Annotated in this window: 18 protein-coding genes; 4 read left to right on the top strand and 14 right to left on the bottom strand. The window is 61.4% G+C overall.

Features of this window, described 5'->3' with window-relative positions; genetic code table 11:
• Positions 1–72: 72 nt before the first annotated feature.
• On the bottom strand, positions 73–1,161 hold the full coding sequence (locus tag ABIZ35_RS10565; RefSeq protein ID WP_348219860.1) for a YegS/Rv2252/BmrU family lipid kinase: 1,089 nt from the start codon (positions 1,159–1,161) through the stop codon (positions 73–75).
• 52 nt (positions 1,162–1,213) lie between these two features.
• Complete coding sequence (locus tag ABIZ35_RS10560) at positions 1,214–2,590, bottom strand: HD domain-containing phosphohydrolase (protein WP_348219861.1); 1,377 nt, start codon at positions 2,588–2,590, stop codon at positions 1,214–1,216.
• A 205-nt stretch (positions 2,591–2,795) separates the two neighbouring features.
• On the opposite strand from ABIZ35_RS10560, the gene ABIZ35_RS10555 reads away from it, so the two are divergent.
• The 3 genes from ABIZ35_RS10555 to ABIZ35_RS10545 are packed head-to-tail and all read left to right on the top strand — an operon-like array spanning position 2,796 to position 6,318.
• Positions 2,796–3,746, top strand: a complete 951-nt coding sequence (locus ABIZ35_RS10555; RefSeq protein WP_348219859.1) for an aldo/keto reductase — start codon at positions 2,796–2,798, stop codon at positions 3,744–3,746.
• Entirely contained in the window at positions 3,743–5,323 is a 1,581-nt protein-coding gene (locus ABIZ35_RS10550; RefSeq protein WP_348219858.1) for an NAD(P)H-hydrate dehydratase, read from the top strand. Before ABIZ35_RS10555 ends, ABIZ35_RS10550 begins: the two co-directional genes overlap by 4 nt.
• A complete protein-coding gene (locus ABIZ35_RS10545) occupies positions 5,320–6,318 on the top strand; it encodes an FHA domain-containing protein (RefSeq protein ID WP_348219857.1) in 999 nt (332 codons plus the stop codon). Before ABIZ35_RS10550 ends, ABIZ35_RS10545 begins: the two co-directional genes overlap by 4 nt.
• A gap of 12 nt (positions 6,319–6,330) precedes the next feature.
• On the opposite strand, the gene ABIZ35_RS10540 is transcribed toward ABIZ35_RS10545, so the two are convergent.
• The 12 genes from ABIZ35_RS10540 to efp all read right to left on the bottom strand — a co-directional run bounded on the left by ABIZ35_RS10540 (position 6,331) and on the right by efp (position 15,568).
• Positions 6,331–7,224, bottom strand: coding sequence for a polyprenyl synthetase family protein (locus ABIZ35_RS10540; RefSeq protein WP_348219856.1), 894 nt, complete (start codon positions 7,222–7,224; stop codon positions 6,331–6,333).
• Positions 7,221–8,102, bottom strand: a complete 882-nt coding sequence (folD, locus tag ABIZ35_RS10535; protein ID WP_348219855.1) for a bifunctional methylenetetrahydrofolate dehydrogenase/methenyltetrahydrofolate cyclohydrolase FolD — start codon at positions 8,100–8,102, stop codon at positions 7,221–7,223. Before folD ends, ABIZ35_RS10540 begins: the two co-directional genes overlap by 4 nt.
• A 6-nt stretch (positions 8,103–8,108) precedes the next feature.
• Positions 8,109–9,338 (bottom strand): sialate O-acetylesterase, encoded by a 1,230-nt coding sequence (locus ABIZ35_RS10530; protein ID WP_348219854.1) that lies wholly within the window; start codon positions 9,336–9,338, stop codon positions 8,109–8,111.
• Positions 9,338–9,919 (bottom strand): dCTP deaminase, encoded by a 582-nt coding sequence (gene dcd, locus ABIZ35_RS10525; protein ID WP_348219853.1) that lies wholly within the window; start codon positions 9,917–9,919, stop codon positions 9,338–9,340. The genes ABIZ35_RS10530 and dcd overlap by 1 nt, the downstream gene beginning before the upstream one ends.
• 13 nt (positions 9,920–9,932) lie before the next feature.
• A complete protein-coding gene (locus ABIZ35_RS10520; RefSeq protein WP_348219852.1) occupies positions 9,933–10,400 on the bottom strand; it encodes a GNAT family N-acetyltransferase in 468 nt (155 codons plus the stop codon).
• Between the two features lies 1 nt (position 10,401).
• Positions 10,402–10,884 (bottom strand): transcription antitermination factor NusB, encoded by a 483-nt coding sequence (nusB, locus tag ABIZ35_RS10515; RefSeq protein WP_348219851.1) that lies wholly within the window; start codon positions 10,882–10,884, stop codon positions 10,402–10,404.
• Positions 10,874–11,260, bottom strand: coding sequence for a hypothetical protein (locus tag ABIZ35_RS10510; protein ID WP_348219850.1), 387 nt, complete (start codon positions 11,258–11,260; stop codon positions 10,874–10,876). The genes nusB and ABIZ35_RS10510 overlap by 11 nt, the downstream gene beginning before the upstream one ends.
• Positions 11,261–11,287: 27 nt before the next feature.
• Positions 11,288–12,637 carry an acetyl-CoA carboxylase biotin carboxylase subunit gene (gene accC, locus ABIZ35_RS10505; protein ID WP_348219849.1) on the bottom strand — a complete coding sequence of 450 codons (1,350 nt, stop codon included), beginning with the start codon at positions 12,635–12,637 and terminating at the stop codon, positions 11,288–11,290.
• A 30-nt stretch (positions 12,638–12,667) separates the two neighbouring features.
• Entirely contained in the window at positions 12,668–13,246 is a 579-nt protein-coding gene (locus ABIZ35_RS10500; protein WP_348219848.1) for a type II secretion system protein, read from the bottom strand.
• A 10-nt stretch (positions 13,247–13,256) separates the two neighbouring features.
• Positions 13,257–13,682, bottom strand: coding sequence for a biotin/lipoyl-containing protein (locus ABIZ35_RS10495; protein ID WP_348219847.1), 426 nt, complete (start codon positions 13,680–13,682; stop codon positions 13,257–13,259).
• A 45-nt stretch (positions 13,683–13,727) separates the two neighbouring features.
• Positions 13,728–14,915 (bottom strand): hypothetical protein, encoded by a 1,188-nt coding sequence (locus ABIZ35_RS10490; RefSeq protein ID WP_348219846.1) that lies wholly within the window; start codon positions 14,913–14,915, stop codon positions 13,728–13,730.
• 98 nt (positions 14,916–15,013) lie between these two features.
• Positions 15,014–15,568: an elongation factor P gene (gene efp / locus ABIZ35_RS10485; protein ID WP_348219845.1), complete on the bottom strand. Its 555-nt coding sequence runs from the start codon at positions 15,566–15,568 to the stop codon at positions 15,014–15,016.
• 254 nt (positions 15,569–15,822) lie between these two features.
• Between efp and ABIZ35_RS10480 the strand changes: the two genes are divergently transcribed.
• Entirely contained in the window at positions 15,823–16,398 is a 576-nt protein-coding gene (locus ABIZ35_RS10480) for a Rieske (2Fe-2S) protein (protein ID WP_348219844.1), read from the top strand.
• Positions 16,399–16,472: the final 74 nt, after the last annotated feature.

The raw sequence follows: 16,472 nt of genomic DNA, 5'->3' as shown, positions 1-16,472 counted from the left end.
AGGTGGACATCGTGCACTTCTAGCCGCGACTTCAGTCGCCGGGCGCAATGTGCATAACATCGTTACGGCATCCTATTTGCGTCGTCGCCAGACAATCAGCGCCGCGATCGTGGCCACAATTCCCGCGCTGACCGCAAGGCCGGTGAGATTTCTCTTCGCCACCGCTTCGGGTGAACCTTGGGCGTCCTTCGCGGCGGGGGAGCCTTCCGGCAGCAGGATATTGACGCAGTTGGGCACAACTTCCACAGTCCATTCGCGGGTGTCGCCTCCGGATTCGCCGTCGAACTCGATCGGCTCGGGGGTGGGCGTGCGGACAGTAATTTTTTTGGCCTGATAGACATCCAGCTCCGGAGCGTCCTGCGTTCGGCCCATCAGCGCGTAGCTGGCGATCCTCAGCCACTGTGCGAGGGTTTCCGCCTTGACAATCCCAACATCGAGCAAGCCGTCGTTGGGAGACGCGGTCGGCATCGCCTCCACGCCGCCGGTTACCTTGCCCATGTTGGCGATCAGCACGCTTTTGGCGCGGGCGCGGATCGGCGGCTTGCCGTCCAGTACGATCTCGACGACGGCGCCTCGCTTGGGCAGGTTTTTCAGGGCCGCCCATAGATACGCGAATACTCCAAGACGGTTTTTCGTCTCGCGGTCGGCGTCCTTGATCATTCGGGCGTCCAAACCCAGGCCACCCATGATCGCGAAGTGCTTGCCGTCGTTCGAACGGGCGAGATCAAGAGAATAGGGATGTCCCGACAGCGCGACATGGACAGCTTCGGGAACGGTGGTGGGAATGCCGAGATTGACGGACAGCAGGTTTCCGGTGCCGGCCGGCAGTACGGCGACCGGGATATTTGAGCCGATGGTGGCGGAGAGAACCTCGATCACGGTGCCGTCGCCGCCGGACACCGCGATCAGGTCGACGCCGGAACTCAGCGCTTTTTTCGCCAGTTCTTCGCCGCCGACTTCTTTGGTGGTCTCAAGATATTGACACCGATATCCGTGCTCGGCGAGCGCGTCGGAGATGCTCTTTTTGCGCGCCTCAGGATCGCTCTGCCCTGAGACGGGATTAAAAATGATTGAGACACACTTCTGATTGGGAGATGTGTCGCCCGCCTGCTCGTTATGGACGGGTTCCGTTGTTTCGGTGGGTGGGGTTGTGGCGCTCATGCGCTTTATGTACCCAGAAACGAGCAGGCTATATCAGCGCGCAATGAAGACGTTACGCCGCGCGCAGCAGGGGAGCCGCCGGGGCGCTGGGAAGACCGTATTTCCTCAGGACATCGATGCAGTCGGCGTCCAGCGCCACGCCTCGGTCTTTGTCCAGAATGGCGAAGACTTCTTCGGGCGTCATCGCTCCTCGATAGGGACGGTCAGCGGAGAGTGCGTCGTACACATCGGCGACCGCGAGTATCCTCATGTCCAGGTCCAGCTGATCGCCGCTCAGTCCCTGGAAGTAGCCGCGCCCATCCAGGCGCTCATGGTGAGCGGACGCAATCTCCGTGATGCGCTTGAAGCCGGGAATCTGCTGAAGAATTTGCTGCGTATGGAAAGGATGGCGGCGGATGCAGTTCCATTCTTCCTCGTCCGGCTTGCCGGGCTTGTCTAAAATTGTGTTCGGTACGGCGAGCTTTCCGACATCGTGCAGCAGTGCTGATCGCCTTAGTGTCGTGAGCCGCGCGCCGGAAATCCCGAATTCACGAGCAATCTGGATCGTATAATCACACACCCGTGACGAATGCTGGCCGGTAAAGGGAGATTTGGCGTCCACGATTTGCGCGAAGGCGTCACAGATGGAATCAATCCTTGTCTCGGTCGCAACCTCAATCGCGCCGCGGATATCGAGGTCCAGCAGTGTCTCTCGGGCAGAAGTACGAACCTCATTCCAGAACCGAGCGTGGTGTCGAAACCGCAGTGTGATTCGGACCAGATCCGGATCAAACCAGCGTCCGGACCTTTTCGTCGCCATGTCATACGCCGCATCCAGGCCGAAGGTACGATCGAACACATCCATTGTCTGCGCCAGCGATGCGATGCGGGAAAGCAGCGGGATGGCTTCGCCGCGCAGCCCCAGCGGCGCGCCGGAACCGTTCCAGCGCTCGGGCAGCGAGCGGATACAATCGGCTGCCGACTTGCCCAGCCCGAGCATCATCGCGATCTGCGCCCCCCGGTTACAGCGGGATTCTTGGATCTCCTGGTTTTGCCGTGATCCCTGGACGCCGATCTTAAGAACCCTCGCCGCCCGCGTGCATAGCGAGCCCGACGGCAGTGCGTGGGCGGCGGCGTAGCGCGCCGCTTCGAAGATGTTCGACCAATCGACCACGGCGCTGTCGCACTTCGCCTTCAGATCGTCGCTGCCGAAGATCTCGTACATGCGCGCGGCGTTGCTGGAGCAGCCGGCGTCCTTCATCAAGATGGCGTAATAGAGACTGGTTAGTTCTCCTTCGGAGAGACCGTACATCGATCCGATCCGCATCCCGATCAGGCAGGAGCGCTGTGCGTGCCCCATCGGCTGTCCGCCGGTAAGATCGAGAGCGTAACTGAGCGACGAGAGTATTTCGGCAAGCGAGAGCGCGGTCGGTTTGAGCGACTCGTCCATAAAATTCAAACGGCCTTCCTGGTGATAATTCTATCATCGGAGAAAAGAAGCAAGTTTTATACTGACGGAAATACCAGGGAAACCTTGTAAACGCGATTACCTATGAAAATTGGACAATGCGTCATTCTTAAGATATACTGAATGGTAATTCCCTAGCAGGCGTACAGCATTTTCAGGAACGGTCTCGATGCGGTAATATCTCACTATGCATATGCGAAAGTTTGGCCGAACGGGCTGGAAGGTATCGGAGATCGGTTTCGGGGGGTGGGCGATTGGCGGGGACGCCTTTGGCAACAGTTATGGCGCGACCGACGACGAGGTTTCCAAAGCCGCGCTGCGGCGCGCTCTGGAACTGGGCGTCAATCTGATCGACACGGCTGATATTTACGGGCATGGCCATAGTGAGGCCTTGATCGGCGAAGTGCTGCGCGATTGGACGGGAGCGCAGCCCTACGTGGTGACCAAGGGCGGGGTCAACTTTTACCGCAAGGACGATACGCTGGAGCAGGATTGGACGCCGTTCGCATTGGCGCACGCCGTCCAGCAAAGTCTGATACGGCTGCGCCGGGAGACGCTGGACCTGTTTCTCCTGATGAATCCGCCCGTGGAGGAGCTGGAGCGCCTGCGCGTGTGGGACACGCTGGAGGCGCTTCAGCGCGGCGGGAAGATCCATCACTACGGCGTCTCCGTCGCCGAGCCGGCGGACGGTGTCTGGCTGCTGGAAAACGATGCGCCCGTCACGGCGATCGAAGTCGCTTACAGCCTCTTCTACCAGGGCGCCACGACAGATCTGCTGCCGCTGGCGCGACGAAAAAAAGTCGCCATTCTGGCGCGTGAGCCGCTGGCGAACGGTTTTCTCGCCGGAGTGCACGGCTCTGAATCCGTCTTTCCCGAAGGGGATATCCGGGCATCGCTGCCTTTGGAGTATGTGACGGCGATGGCGGAGACGGCGGAGCGGCTGCGCTTCTTGACGGACGGTGACGGGCGGACCCCCGCGCAGGCGGCCATTCGCTTCGTACTGGACGATCCCGCTGTGGCCTGTGTGGTTGCGGGCGCCAAGACCCCGGCTCAGGTGGAAGAAAATGTCGCGGCTGTGAGCGTTGCGGCGGTCACTGAGGCGGAGCGAGACCGAATCGCGGAGGTGTTTTCAGAATGAATGTCGCAACATCCCAGGAAATGCGCGAGATCGATCGGCGCACGATCGAGGAGTTCGGCGTTCCCAGCCTGATCCTGATGGAGAACGCCGCGCTGCGTGTGGTGGAAACGCTGGCCGCGCGTCACCCATTGGCGGGGGCGCGCGTCGCCGTTGTGTGCGGCAAAGGAAATAATGGCGGCGATGGCCTGGCTATTGCCCGCCATCTCGCTGTTCGGATGGGCGCGGATGTCACCGTCTGGCTGGCCGCGCGCCCGGAAGAAACTCTCTCTGCGGATGCTGCCGCGAACCTCGCGATGGCTGAGAAGATCGGCCTGACGATCCATCGGATCGACGGAGATATCCCCGCCGATCTCGCATCGTTGCTGGCGTCTTCAAAAATTGTGATCGACGCATTGCTGGGGACTGGATTTCGCGGGACTTTGGAAGGCGTGGGAGCGTCGCTTGTGGACGCGATCAACGCGGCGCGAACGGCGGGGGTATTTGTTGCCGCAGTGGATATCCCCTCGGGCGTCGAAGCCGATACGGGAAATGTGAACGGACAGGCCGTTTCGGCGTCATTAACCGTGACATTTGCGCTGCCGAAGATCGGCCTGCTTGTCTTTCCCGCCGCAGATTACGTTGGGGAGTTAGTAGTCGGGGATATCGCCACACCAAGGGCCCTCTTGGAGAGTGTGTCGGCGCGCGTCACGGAAGCCGGGGATATTGCGCGCTGGCTGCCCGCGCGGGTGAATGGGCGTGACGCCAACAAGGGGAAGTTTGGGCATGTGACGGTCTTCGCCGGATCGGCGGGCTTCCTCGGCGCCGCCGCTCTCAGCGCGGAGGCCGCGGCGCGCACCGGCTCGGGCCTGGTTACGCTCGCCGTGCCGGAGGGCCTGCTGACGGCGGCGATGAGCGTGGCGAATCCGGTCGTGATGACGGCTGGACTGCCGCAGACGGCGCGTCAGACATTTTCGTCACAGGCGCTGGACGAAGCGCTGGCCCTGGCGGCTAAGGGGACGGCTGCGGCGATCGGCCCCGGTCTTGGCGGCGTTCAGGACGAAGGTTTACGGAAGTTTGTGCGGGAGTTCACGGCGCGCTGCTCCGTACCTCTGGTGATCGACGCCGACGCCCTCAACGCGCTCTCGATGGAGCCCGATCGCGGCGCCGCCATCATCCGTGGCCGCGCGGCGGCGACGGTGCTCACCCCGCATCCTGGAGAGATGGGGCGTCTGCTCGGCGTTTCCACCGCGCAGGTGCAGGAGGATCGGGTGGGGAATGTCCGCGCCGCCGCCAAAACTTACGGCTGTGTCGTTCTGCTCAAGGGAGCGCGTACGCTGATCTCCAATGCCGATGGCCGGCTGACCATCAATACCACGAGCAACCCCGGCATGGCGACGGGGGGATCGGGAGATGTCTTGACGGGAGTAATCGCAACGCTGCTCGGCCAGAAGCTGGCCGCCGCCGATGCGGCGGCGGCCGGGGCGTATGTGCACGGTTTGGCGGGAGACCTGGCTGCTCAGGATTTCGGCGGAGCGGCGGGACTGATCGCCAGGGATATTATCGAATACTTGCCGAAAGCGATAGGGAAATGCCAATGAGTAAGCGATGGTATCACATTGGGATCGTCCGATCGATCGCCGTGACTTGTGTGTTTTTACTGGCGTTCGCCAGCTCCGTGCGCGCGGAGCAGCTGGTGCTGAATCTTCCGGACAACGGTCTTTTTTCCATCTGGGTCACTTCGGGGCAGGACAAGATAACCGTTCTGCCATTCACATCGCGTGGGCACGCCTCCATCGCGGTTCGCATTCCGCAGGAACCGGACCAAAAGCTTTTTGTGCTTGACGGAAAAACCGGCCGTCTCGCGACCGCGCCTCTCAACATAGGCCCTTCCGGCTCCGTTCCACCGCTGGCGCTGCTCGTCAGCGATTTTGTTCCGATCGCCTCTGCTGGGGCGGATGCGGCTGCGGCGCCTCCCCGGGCGGCGGTATCGGCGCTCGCCCACGACGCCGAAGCCGACCACATCCCGGAGACGCCTACATCCACGAATCCCGAGGATGCGTGGGAGACGCCGCTCGCCACATTCTTGATTGGAATGGCGCTGGCCGGATTATGCAGCTGGATTTTCCAAAAGCTCATGCGCCGTTCTCAGCCGGCTTACGGTTACGAGGGCTCCTCAGCCCCGGCGTGGGAATCCCGGGAACTGTCATCGCCGGAACGCGGCGTTGCCTCCGAACGTAAACGCCGCCCTCGTTACCGGGTCACGAAAACCGGCGACCGAGGATCGCGCCGGCGCAGCCGCGTCCACATGCCCCGCCTCGTGGGAACCGAAGGCCTGGCGGCTGGCGCACGATTTGTTCTTTCCACCCCCACGATGTCGATCGGCCGCGACGGCGATAACGAGATCGTCCTGGCCGAAACCAAGGTCTCCCGCCGCCACGCACGCATTGAGCGCGGAATGAGCGGCTACATCACGCTGATTGACGAGGCGAGCGCGAACGGGGTGTATGTGAATGGGATGCGTGTGGAGAAAGCCGTACTGCATCAGGGGGACGAGATCAAGATCGGAGATAGTTACTTTCGGTTTGAGGAATAGGGACCGAAGTCCCTAATTGTCCCGCTCCACCATATACCGCGCCAGCGCGCGCAGCGGATCGGCTTTCTCGTCGAAAATCGACAGCGCCGCGATGGCGTCTTCCGCCGCTTGGCTTGCCAGCGTGCGGGATTCTTCGATCCCCAGGATCTTTGGATAAGTCGCCTTGTCTTGCTTCAGATCGCTGCCGAGTGGTTTTCCCAGCTTTTCCGCATCCCCCTCGAGATCCAGAATATCGTCCGTGATCTGAAACGCGAGGCCGATCTTTTCGCCGTAGCGACGCAGGGCGTTTTCTTGGGCTTTGGAGGCGCCGCAGAGGCGCGCGCCGGCGACTAACGACGCGATGAGCAGTGCGCCCGTCTTGCGTTCGTGGATTGACGCCACCGTCCGTTCATCTAAGTCGGCGCGACCCTCGCACTCGATGTCGGAAACCTGTCCTCCCACCATTCCGCGCGTGCCGCTGGCCTGCGCGACCATAACGAGCGCTTCCAGGACGCGGTCGGCGGGGCAGAAGGCGTGGCATTCGGCGATGAGCTCGAAGGCGAAGGCGAGGAGGGCGTCGCCGGCGAGGATCGCCATCGCTTCGCCGTAGACGACATGGTTGGTCGGGGCGCCGCGCCGCAGGTCGTCGTCGTCGATGGCCGGCAAGTCGTCGTGGATCAGAGAAAAGGTATGGATGCACTCCACGGCGCAGGCGAGCGGCATCACGTGGGCAAAGTCGGCGCCGAGGGCGTCGGCGGCGGCGAGGGCCAGGATCGGGCGCAGGCGTTTGCCGCCGCAGAAGATCGAGTAGCGGATCGAGGCGTGGATCTTATCCGGCTCTTGATCCTCCGTAGGAAGATATTGGTTTAGCGCGGCGTCCACCAGAACGCGGCGCCCTTGCAGGTAGGCCGTCAGATCGAAGCTCACACCGTCTCCGGTTCTAGCGAGAAGCCCGCGCTGCGGGCGGCTGCGGTCAGCGTGTTGCGCAATAGCATGGCGATGGTCATGGGGCCGACGCCGCCGGGAACGGGAGTGATCGCCGAGGCGACCAGAGAAGCGCTTTCGAACTCGACATCGCCCACATCTTTGGCTCGTCCCTCGACTTTGTTATAGCCGGCGTCCAGGACAACGGCGCCCGGCTTGATCATATCGCCCGTAATTAGCTCTGCGCGGCCGACGGCGGCGCAGAGGATGTCGGCCTGCCGGGTGATCTCGGCGAGGTTCGGCGTGCGCGAATGGCAGATCGTGACGGTGGCGTGCTCGGCGAGCAGCAGCAGGGCGAGCGGCTTGCCGAGAATTACGCTGCGTCCGACGACGACCGCGTGCTTACCGGCGATGGGCAGATTGTAGCGCTTCAGCAGCTCGATCATGCCTTCGGGGGTACAGGAGTGGAACGAATCCAGACCGGCGACCAAGCGCCCCAGGGAGATCGGCGCGATGCCGTCCACATCTTTGTCGGCGCTCAGCTCCGAAAGGATGCTCGGCTCGTCCATGTGCTTGGGAAGGGGATGCTGGATCAGGATGCCGTGCACGGTCGGGTCGGCGTTCAGCTGCGCCAATCGGTCGCGCACCTCGGATTCGGGAGCGTCGTTGGCGATCGGGTAGGTGACGGACTCGATGCCGGCCTTGGCGGATGCGCGCGCCTTCATCTGCACGTAGGTCGCGGATGCGGGGTCGTCGCCGGCCAGGATCGCCGCGAGCTTGGGGACGACCCCGGTGGCGGCGGTCAGCCGCGCCGTGTCCCGCGCGATTTCCGCGCGGATCGCCTTCGATGTTGCATTGCCGTCAAGAAGAATAGTCGCCATAAGATGTTAGTCCACCGGAAGTGAGATTGGGCCGAAGGCCGGAACGGCGGCGTCCTCGGCGTCAGTGATATTGCAGTAAGGATCGAGACCATAGCCATACCAGAGGCTCAGGCCCACCGGCAGTGTCTCCACGCTCAGGTGAAGGATGGCGGCGTCGCCCTCCAGAGTCGTCTTGAATATTTGGTGCGTATCCGCGTCGTCCGAATCGCGCAGCGTAAATCCTGTTGGTCGTCCCTCCGCGCGCAGCCAGCCACGGGCGCCGTCGAACGAGACGCGCAGGGTGACGTAATTGCCGATAGAGGACTGGATCTTTTCGACACCGGCCAGGGTCGGCGTGGGGAAGCCGCACGCAACATTCGCCAATCGCTTGCCGAGCCGCTTGAGTCCCGCAGTGCTGATGTGAATCCCATCGTCCAGATCGAGATCGATCGCGCTCACCATTTCGACGTTCGGCAGCGCCGTTGTGAGCCTGCGCTGCTCTGCTCGGATTGCGCTCCATCGGGCGGCTTCGCCAGGCGCGCCCGCAGTCACATAGGAGCCTAATTGAACGAGATAGAAGGGAAGATCGAGCTGATCCAGATCGCGACGGAAGGCCTGGATGAGAGCGACCATTCTGTCCATGTACAGTGGGACGGAGGCTTCATCGGCATCGCTTTCGCCCTGATACCAAAGGATTCCCGCCACCTTACCGCCGTTCGCGCGGATCCGGGAAAGGGTCGCGCCGTAAAGAGAGTTGTCCCCTTCCGTCGCGTCACGCTCGGGACTCCACTGATCCATGGAGGTGCCGCCGTGCGCGCAGGGGATCAGGCCGACGGGGACACCCGTGCGCGCCTGGATGAGCTTTGCGAACGTCAGACCCAGCCCGGACCCGTTTGCGCGGCCGGTAGGGCGGGCCTCCAGGGTCTCGGGCGGCGGCGGCATCCCGTTGATCTTGCGATGTACGGGGCGAGGGGACTCATCCAGCCAGTGCAGCGGCTCCTCAGCCACGGCCCAAACTTCCTTGCTTTGGAAGGAGTGAACGAGCGGCGAACTTGTCTCCATGTCGATGGGACGGCCGCATCCTTCCATATTGCTCTGTCCGGCCAGCACCCAAAGGTCGCCGACAAGGATCTCCGTCGCGTCGCCGACTTCGTAGGGTCCGCCCGTCTTCAGTTCGACGACGGTTCCGTTGTCCTGTGCAAAGTGCGCAACGCCGGCGTCGTCGCGCTGCAGTACTTGATAGCTTTGCAAAGACATTACGATTTTTCCTTGTCGCTCGGGAAGTTCATGTGCATAAGGCTCGCCGTGGGAGTACTCTGGCCTTTGTACTTGCTGCCAAGCTCGGGGTGGCCATAGGGTCGATCGGCGGGCGTGCTCATGGCGAAGAACGAGATCTGGCCGACCTTCATACCGGGGTAGAGCAAAATCGGCAGATTGGCGACGTTGGAAAGCTCCAGCGTGATATGGCCAGAGAAGCCGGGATCGATATATCCCGCCGTGGCGTGTACGACCAGCCCCAGCCGTCCCAATGAGCTTTTGCCTTCCAGACGGGCCACTAAGTCGTCGCCGAGCGCGATGCTTTCTAATGTGCTCGCGAGAATAAATTCGCCGGGATGGATCACGAACGGCGAGCCTTCTTCGGCGGTTACCATCTCCGTGAGACCTTCCTGGGCGGCTTTGGGATCGATGGCGGAGTATTTGTAGTTTCGGAAGACTCGGAAGCGGTGGTCGAGGCGGATGTCGATCGACGCCGGCTGGACCAGACTTTCGTCGTAGGGCGTGATCGTGATGCGTCCGGCGGCGACGCCTTCTTTGATGCTGCGGTCGGAGAGGATCATGGGGCGTCTCGTATTATTCGGCGTACAGGATTTTTTTCATCCAGAGATAGCGCTCTCCGGAAAGCTTTTGGTCCGGCAGGAACCCTGAGCCAAGCGCGCACTGGATCGCCGCTTCATTGTCACGGCCCACGCGCGTCCAGACTTCCGGGTATTTATGGTACTCGACGAGGAACGCACACAGCTTATTCATCATCACGGAGCCGACGCCGTCGCGGCGTACGTCCGGAGCGACGATCAAGTGCTGAATCTCGACATCGCCTTCAACTTCGTCCTCGATAATGTCGCCGTAGGCCACAATATCTCCGTCACGGCGAAGGGTGAAGGCGAAGTTGGTTTCGTAGATCCAAGCCGCCACTTGATCGGCCGTGAGGGGGAACCCTTGCGCGCCAGTTAGCTTCCAGTATTCTTCCGACGTCAATACCCAGTGCGCGACCGTCTCCGCTTCGGCGAGATCGAACGGCCGGAGTTCGAAGTACGGCATATCATGCAGGGTCCTGATCGGTATCCAAATCCGTCTCTTCGTCGCCGCGCGGTTCGCGCGCCAGAGCGCCGAGGACGCCGTTGACAAAACGCCCCGACTCGGCGGTGCTGTATTTCTTGGCGAGCTCCACGGCCTCATTGACGACCGCCGCGACCGGAGAGTCCGGGCGGTAGATCATCTCGAAGGACGAAAGCCGCAGGATGTTACGGTCCACGGCGGCCTGCCGATCCAGCGCCCAGTCGGAGGCGAGGATGGTTAGGCGGGCGTCGATGGATACTTGATGCTCAAGCACGCCGAGCACCAGCTCCTGAGCGAAGGCGCTGTTCTTCTCGTCGAGCTGGGATTGCTTCAGCGCTTCAGCAATCACCTCGGGAGGGGGCTGATGGCCGATTTCAATTTGGTAAAGCATGCGCAGGGCCAGCTCACGCGCGTCTCTGCGCGTGTTCTTGCCGGCAGTATTCGGGATGTGGGAATCAGGTGTCATTTCGCTTTATTGTACCCCGAACAGGGCGCGTTCGTTTCGCCTTTTTGGGAATGGGGAAGCGCAGCACCAGCTCCGGGCGCAGTTTACGCCACGACTGTGCGCTGGTGAGACGCCGACTGAGAAGGCGGTGGGGCGCGTCGTCGGTGCGCGTCAGATAGATTCCTGCCAGGGCCAGAAGGCCGATGCAGAGGAATCCGTTGGCGTAAAAATCCCACGGATGCTCCGCGCCGGGCGGCAGGACCGCCTGCCGCTGGACCACGATCGCGGAGTTTGCCGCGAAACCGTACACGCATCCGATCAGGCCCGCGCAGAGCAGAATACGGAGGGCGAGCGCCGTCCTCCAGAAGGGAATGCGGATGCGCTTGCGGCGTTTCATGAAATGTCTTGCATCATGGAAATTCCGTTAGACCACATCGACGTGGGTCGCCAGGAACTTCGTGTTCAGGTCGCCTCTTTGGAAGGCTTCGTTGGCGAAGATCTTCTTGTGATACTCTAAGTCCGTCTTGACGCCGACGATCTCGACTTCGTCCAGGCAGCGCTGCATGCGGGCGATGGCGCCGGCGCGGTCGGTGTCCCAGACGATGATCTTGGCGAGCATAGAGTCATAGTACGGCGGCACTTCGTATCCCGAGAAGATCTGCGTGTCGATGCGCACGCCGAGGCCGCCGGGCAGGCGTACGGTGGCGATCTTACCGGCGCTCGGCGCGAAATCTCGCAGGGGATCGCGCGCGGTCAGGCGCACTTCGATGGCGTGTCCCGTCCATTCGATCTGTCGCTGCGAGAAGGCAAGCTTCTCGCCGTCGGCGACTCGGATTTGCCACTTTACTAAGTCGATGCCCGTAACGGTCTCGGTGATCGGGTGTTCGATCTGAAGGCGGGTGTTCATCTCCATGAAGTAAAACGTGTGATCCGGCGCGACGATGAACTCGATCGTTCCGGCGCTGGCGTAACCGGCGGCCTTGGCGGCGCGCACGGCGGCGTCGCAGATGCGCTTACGCGCCGCCGCCGGAAGGTTCGGCGCGGGCGCTTCTTCCACCATCTTCTGGTAACGCTGGGTTTGCAGTGAACAGTCGCGCTCACCCAAATGCACGACGTTGCCGTGCTCGTCGGCCAGAATCTGAACTTCGATGTGCCGGAAGGTCTCGATGAACTTCTCGATATAGACATCGGGGTTGCCGAAGCTGGTCTCGGCTTCCATTTGCGCCGTCTTGAGCGTTTTCGGGAAGTCGGCTTCCTCACGGACGACCCGGATACCGCGCCCGCCGCCGCCGGCGGCGGCCTTGATCATGACCGGGAAACCGATCTTGGCGGCGATTTTCGCCGCTTCCGCCGGATCGCGCAGGGCGATATTGGTGCCGGGGACGATCGGCACGCCCGCCTTCTCCATCGTCATGCGCGCCTGGATCTTGTCGCCCATCATTTCGATGGACTTGACCGGCGGTCCGATGTACTTGAGGCCGATCTGGGCGCACTTCTCCGCGAACGAAGAATCTTCCGCCAAAAATCCGATGCCGGGATGGATGGCGTCGCAGCCCGTGATTAATGCGGCGCTCAGGATATTTGCGGCGTTGAGATACGATCCCTTGCTGTCCGGAGGACCGATACAAACGCGCTCATCGGCGAGCTGAACATGAAGCGCATCGACATCCGCTTCGGAGTAAACCGCGACAGTGGCGATCTTCATCTCGCGCGCGGCGCGGATGACACGGACGGCGATGTCGCCGCGGTTGGCAATCAGTATTTTTTTGAACATAATTTGGACGGCGGCTCGGAGCGGCCCTTTCTACATGTCCGCTCCGGCCGTGGGAATATTCGGCATTCGGATGCCGCCCGGCAGGGTGGTTCCGGCGGCGGGGGCGGCGCTGGGCGGCGGAGCGGCGCTCGGCGTGTAAGACGGCGCATACGATGATGGAGCGGGCGATCCGGGAGGCAGTCCGATCCCATCGGGATGGAACCCCTGTGGCAGCTGCTCCGCGGAGGGCGGGGGCGCATTGTTCGCGCGGCCTCCGCCGACATCGGTAACGGTCCCCGAATCCGGGTCGATCTGATACGAGCAGCCCTGCGCGTAGATCTGCTCATCCGTCACGCCGTATTTCTTGAGCTGCGAGACATCACGGGGCGTACGATCGTTATGGTCGATCTTGTACATCTGGACGGCCTGGGACATCTGGGCGGCGTATTCCGAGCAGGCAGAGCCGTAGGCGCGCTCTTTAGGCGTGGCGGCTTGGCCGGGCTTGGAGTGCTCGGCCGCGATCTGAGGCACGATCGTCGCGGCGAGGATCATCAGGATCGCGATCGCCACGAGCATACCGACAAGAGACCACTGGCCGCGCTGCCGCGCGGCCGAACGTCGCATCGCCATCGGAGTCCTCCTAGACTGGTTCGATACGGAACAGTGGCTGGCCGTATCCCACAGCGGTATTGTCTTCGCAAACTTCGGTCACGCGTCCGCCGCTGTCCGCCGTGACTTCGTTCATCAGCTTCAGCGATTCGATGTAGCCGATCAGCTGGCCCGTCTTAATGGTCGCGCCGTAACGGATCGGCGGATCGTGATGGTGGAAGATACCCACCATCGGGGCCGTCAGCAGGAGGCTGAGGGCGACCGGGGGAGCTTCGGAAGACGCGGCGGCTTCGGTTTCCGCGAATGTCTCGGGCTCCTCGGCGGCGAGGATCGACGGCAGGCGGCCCGTGGGCGATTTGCGTACGAGGAGCCGCCGCCCCTGTTCTTCGATCTCGATCTCGGCGACCGGATGCTCTTCCAGCAGGGCAACGATCTCTTCGATACTTTCGAGGGTCATATTCAAAATCAAACTTTCCGGCGCGGCCGAAATGGCCGCGCCGCGCTAGATCTTCAGCTTAAAGACGCAGTACTCGACGAGCTTGAGGGCTTGCGACAAAATAACCAGTCCGAGGCAGACGATCATAAAGGTGACCAATCCATCGGATGCTGTCCTGGTCAGATTCGGGCCATGCGAAGTTGTAAACGCGAACTTCGATGTGACGGAATCGACGAACCGCAGAATTGCGCCCACTCCGGACTGCATTGCCGGCAGGTTAAAATACATGACGGCGGGAACGGCGATGATTGTCAGCGCCGTCAGCGCCTTGTATTTGTCGCGCTGATGCTCATTATAGATAATACATCGGCGGCAGCGATCCCGCTTGGCCGCCGGCGACAGGATCGTCTTCGGCATTCCGGCGGCGCCGGCGCGCAGTCCAAGTCCCTGATCCGCCTTCTTGGTCTTATCTTTCCAATCCGAGTTGATGACGGCCTGCAGGACGATGTACTCCTCGCACATACACCCTTCTTTATACCACCAGCAGGGGCCGCGCCGCTTAATGTAGATCGGGCACTTATCCCGCACATGGTCGCGGCAGAAGGCCGTTTCCCAGCATCGCCCTAAAAATCGCTGACGCTGCTTGCCGGACTGGCGGGCCACATCGGACCCGTACTTGACGTTGGCGCGCTGCAGCGCCGTCTGCTCGGACAGCGCCTGAAACCGCCGGACGACGTCCGCGATCACCCATGCCGCGCCGGGGACGACGAACACCATCCACAAACTGCTCAGCAAAGTCAGCGCGGTGTCCGTTGCGGGACTTAAGCTTAATCCCTGTGCGTCGTAAACCTGCTTTGTCGCAAACGGCAGCCCGAAGTAGAAGACTGCGCCGACGGCGACCAGAATATACCCAATCATCTCGTCGCGAAGGCACATGATCAGGATACATACGACTGAGACGAATGTGGAAAGCCGGAGCAGCCCAAAGACCATCTGGATATTAGACTGCTGGCGCGCTCTGTCAGCGAACACCATATGTCCGTAATTCGGATTGGCCCATGCACCGCCGAAGATCCCCCAAAAGAGATATCCCAAGAAGATTACGGTCGCCGCGAGGGCGATATAGAAGATGGTTCTCGCAATGTCGTCCAGCTTGGTGCCGGTCCCGCGTCCAGAGGACGAGGGGCCGAGACCGGAGCCGGGCTGATGCGGAGAAGGAGACGGTCCGTCTGAAATGTCGAATGTCGTGGGCATTAAAGTACGCTCTTAATAACTGCGATTGAAGCAACACGGGGCAGGGCGCCGGTCGATCGTTCACGCGTAACGAGCTCGCAACCCAGAGTTCGGCAAAGTTATTTGACGCGCTCGAGGTATTGGTCGTTGCGGGTGTCGATCTTGATCTTATCGCCCTGCTTGACAAAGAATGGCACGGTGACGACGGCGCCGGTCTCAACAGTGGCGGGCTTGCCGCCTCCAGAGGCGGTGTCGCCCTTTTCGCTGCCGGCGGTCTCCGTCACTTCCAGTTCGACGAAGTTCGGGACTTCGATCCCGATGATCTTCTCGTTATGGACTATGACGGATAGATCCATATTTTCCTTCAGGTACTTGACGCCTTCGATCTGATCCTTGGTGACGGCGATCTGTTCGAAGGTTTCCGGGTCCATGACCCAGTAATCCGTTCCGTCGTTGTACATATATTGCACGGTCTTGCGCTCAAGGATCGCCTGCTCCATGCGCTCGCCGGCGCGCCACGTTTTGTCGATGGTGCGGCCGGTTTTGAGGTTCTTGATCGACGAGCGCACGAAGGCGCCGCCCTTACCGGGCTTGACATGCTGAAAATCCACGATCGTATAGATATCGTTATCCATAATGATCGAGATTCCGTTTCGGAAATCACTGGTGTCCATAGGAAAAAAAAGTCGCTCCTGGCGTTAAATTTCCCTCAATTATAACATAATTTGCCCCTCCGGCGCAAGGCGGAGCGCCCGCAAACTGGCCTTCGGACGGATTCTGATTGCCCGCCCAATCCATTTGACGCGCGAAACGCGAATTTGTTGCAATATCTTGTTCAGTAATTTGACAGCATTCCATTCAGTGATTTGGCTGGACTCTCGCGGCGCATGAAGCAGGAGTTTGGATCGGGAATCGCGAATGGGGGGATATGCCTGAAGAGACAAATCAACATCACGGGGCAACCCCCGTCAATTATCCCGCCGACAGTTCGACGGGCGTGAGCACGCCGTCGGATCGCCTGCGCCGCCAGATGATCAAAGGCGGCGCGGGAACGGTGCTCGCCGTCGCGGCCGTCTGGGCCGGCTGGACGAAAGTCCTCTTTCCCGAAGGCGCCGGCGCGGAATCCGTTCCGCCGCAGCCTCGCTCCACACCGCCGATGCAAGGCGGAACTCCCGCCGCGCCCGGCTCTCCCGCAGGAGCCGCGCAGACGCTTGGCGCTGTCACCTTGTTCAACGCCGGAGACCCGCCAAAGCTTGTGACGGTCGGGGAGGAAAAGCAGCCTTACCTGGTGGAGAATTTGGGGGACGGAAAGTTCCGCGCGCTTTCAGCTTTCTGCACACACAAGGGCTGCACGGTCGACTGGAGCGCCAAAGACAACGCCCTGGTGTGTCCGTGTCATTATGGGAAGTTCAGCCGGGATGGAAAGAACATCTCCGGTCCACCGCCCACGCCGCTCGCCGAATCGCCGACCCGTGTCGAAAATGGGGAACTGGTGCTGGCGTAATCCCGTTTTAGCTTCCAGGAAAAGCCATTCGGACGCCTTGTTGCGCCGATAGCGTTACACCTCACGTTTTTTGT

It is taken from the genome of Capsulimonas sp. (assembly GCF_039929585.1).
Taxonomy (GTDB): domain Bacteria; phylum Armatimonadota; class Armatimonadia; order Armatimonadales; family Capsulimonadaceae; genus Capsulimonas.
The sequence above is the reverse complement of the archived record's forward strand: the minus strand, read 5'-3'. Positions and strand labels throughout refer to the sequence as shown.

What these genes read in the sequence shown, in the direction of transcription:
- ABIZ35_RS10565 (WP_348219860.1), bottom strand. Translation starts at nt 1,161, where the DNA reads ATGAGCGCCACAACCCCACCCACCGAAACAACGGAACCCGTCCATAAC.
- ABIZ35_RS10560 (WP_348219861.1), bottom strand. Translation starts at nt 2,590, where the DNA reads ATGGACGAGTCGCTCAAACCGACCGCGCTCTCGCTTGCCGAAATACTC.
- ABIZ35_RS10555 (WP_348219859.1), top strand. Translation starts at nt 2,796, where the DNA reads ATGCATATGCGAAAGTTTGGCCGAACGGGCTGGAAGGTATCGGAGATC.
- ABIZ35_RS10550 (WP_348219858.1), top strand. Translation starts at nt 3,743, where the DNA reads ATGAATGTCGCAACATCCCAGGAAATGCGCGAGATCGATCGGCGCACG.
- ABIZ35_RS10545 (WP_348219857.1), top strand. Translation starts at nt 5,320, where the DNA reads ATGAGTAAGCGATGGTATCACATTGGGATCGTCCGATCGATCGCCGTG.
- folD (WP_348219855.1), bottom strand. Translation starts at nt 8,102, where the DNA reads ATGGCGACTATTCTTCTTGACGGCAATGCAACATCGAAGGCGATCCGC.
- ABIZ35_RS10530 (WP_348219854.1), bottom strand. Translation starts at nt 9,338, where the DNA reads ATGTCTTTGCAAAGCTATCAAGTACTGCAGCGCGACGACGCCGGCGTT.
- dcd (WP_348219853.1), bottom strand. Translation starts at nt 9,919, where the DNA reads ATGATCCTCTCCGACCGCAGCATCAAAGAAGGCGTCGCCGCCGGACGC.
- ABIZ35_RS10520 (WP_348219852.1), bottom strand. Translation starts at nt 10,400, where the DNA reads ATGCCGTACTTCGAACTCCGGCCGTTCGATCTCGCCGAAGCGGAGACG.
- nusB (WP_348219851.1), bottom strand. Translation starts at nt 10,884, where the DNA reads ATGACACCTGATTCCCACATCCCGAATACTGCCGGCAAGAACACGCGC.
- ABIZ35_RS10510 (WP_348219850.1), bottom strand. Translation starts at nt 11,260, where the DNA reads ATGAAACGCCGCAAGCGCATCCGCATTCCCTTCTGGAGGACGGCGCTC.
- accC (WP_348219849.1), bottom strand. Translation starts at nt 12,637, where the DNA reads ATGTTCAAAAAAATACTGATTGCCAACCGCGGCGACATCGCCGTCCGT.
- ABIZ35_RS10500 (WP_348219848.1), bottom strand. Translation starts at nt 13,246, where the DNA reads ATGGCGATGCGACGTTCGGCCGCGCGGCAGCGCGGCCAGTGGTCTCTT.
- ABIZ35_RS10495 (WP_348219847.1), bottom strand. Translation starts at nt 13,682, where the DNA reads ATGACCCTCGAAAGTATCGAAGAGATCGTTGCCCTGCTGGAAGAGCAT.
- ABIZ35_RS10490 (WP_348219846.1), bottom strand. Translation starts at nt 14,915, where the DNA reads ATGCCCACGACATTCGACATTTCAGACGGACCGTCTCCTTCTCCGCAT.
- efp (WP_348219845.1), bottom strand. Translation starts at nt 15,568, where the DNA reads ATGGACACCAGTGATTTCCGAAACGGAATCTCGATCATTATGGATAAC.
- ABIZ35_RS10480 (WP_348219844.1), top strand. Translation starts at nt 15,823, where the DNA reads ATGCCTGAAGAGACAAATCAACATCACGGGGCAACCCCCGTCAATTAT.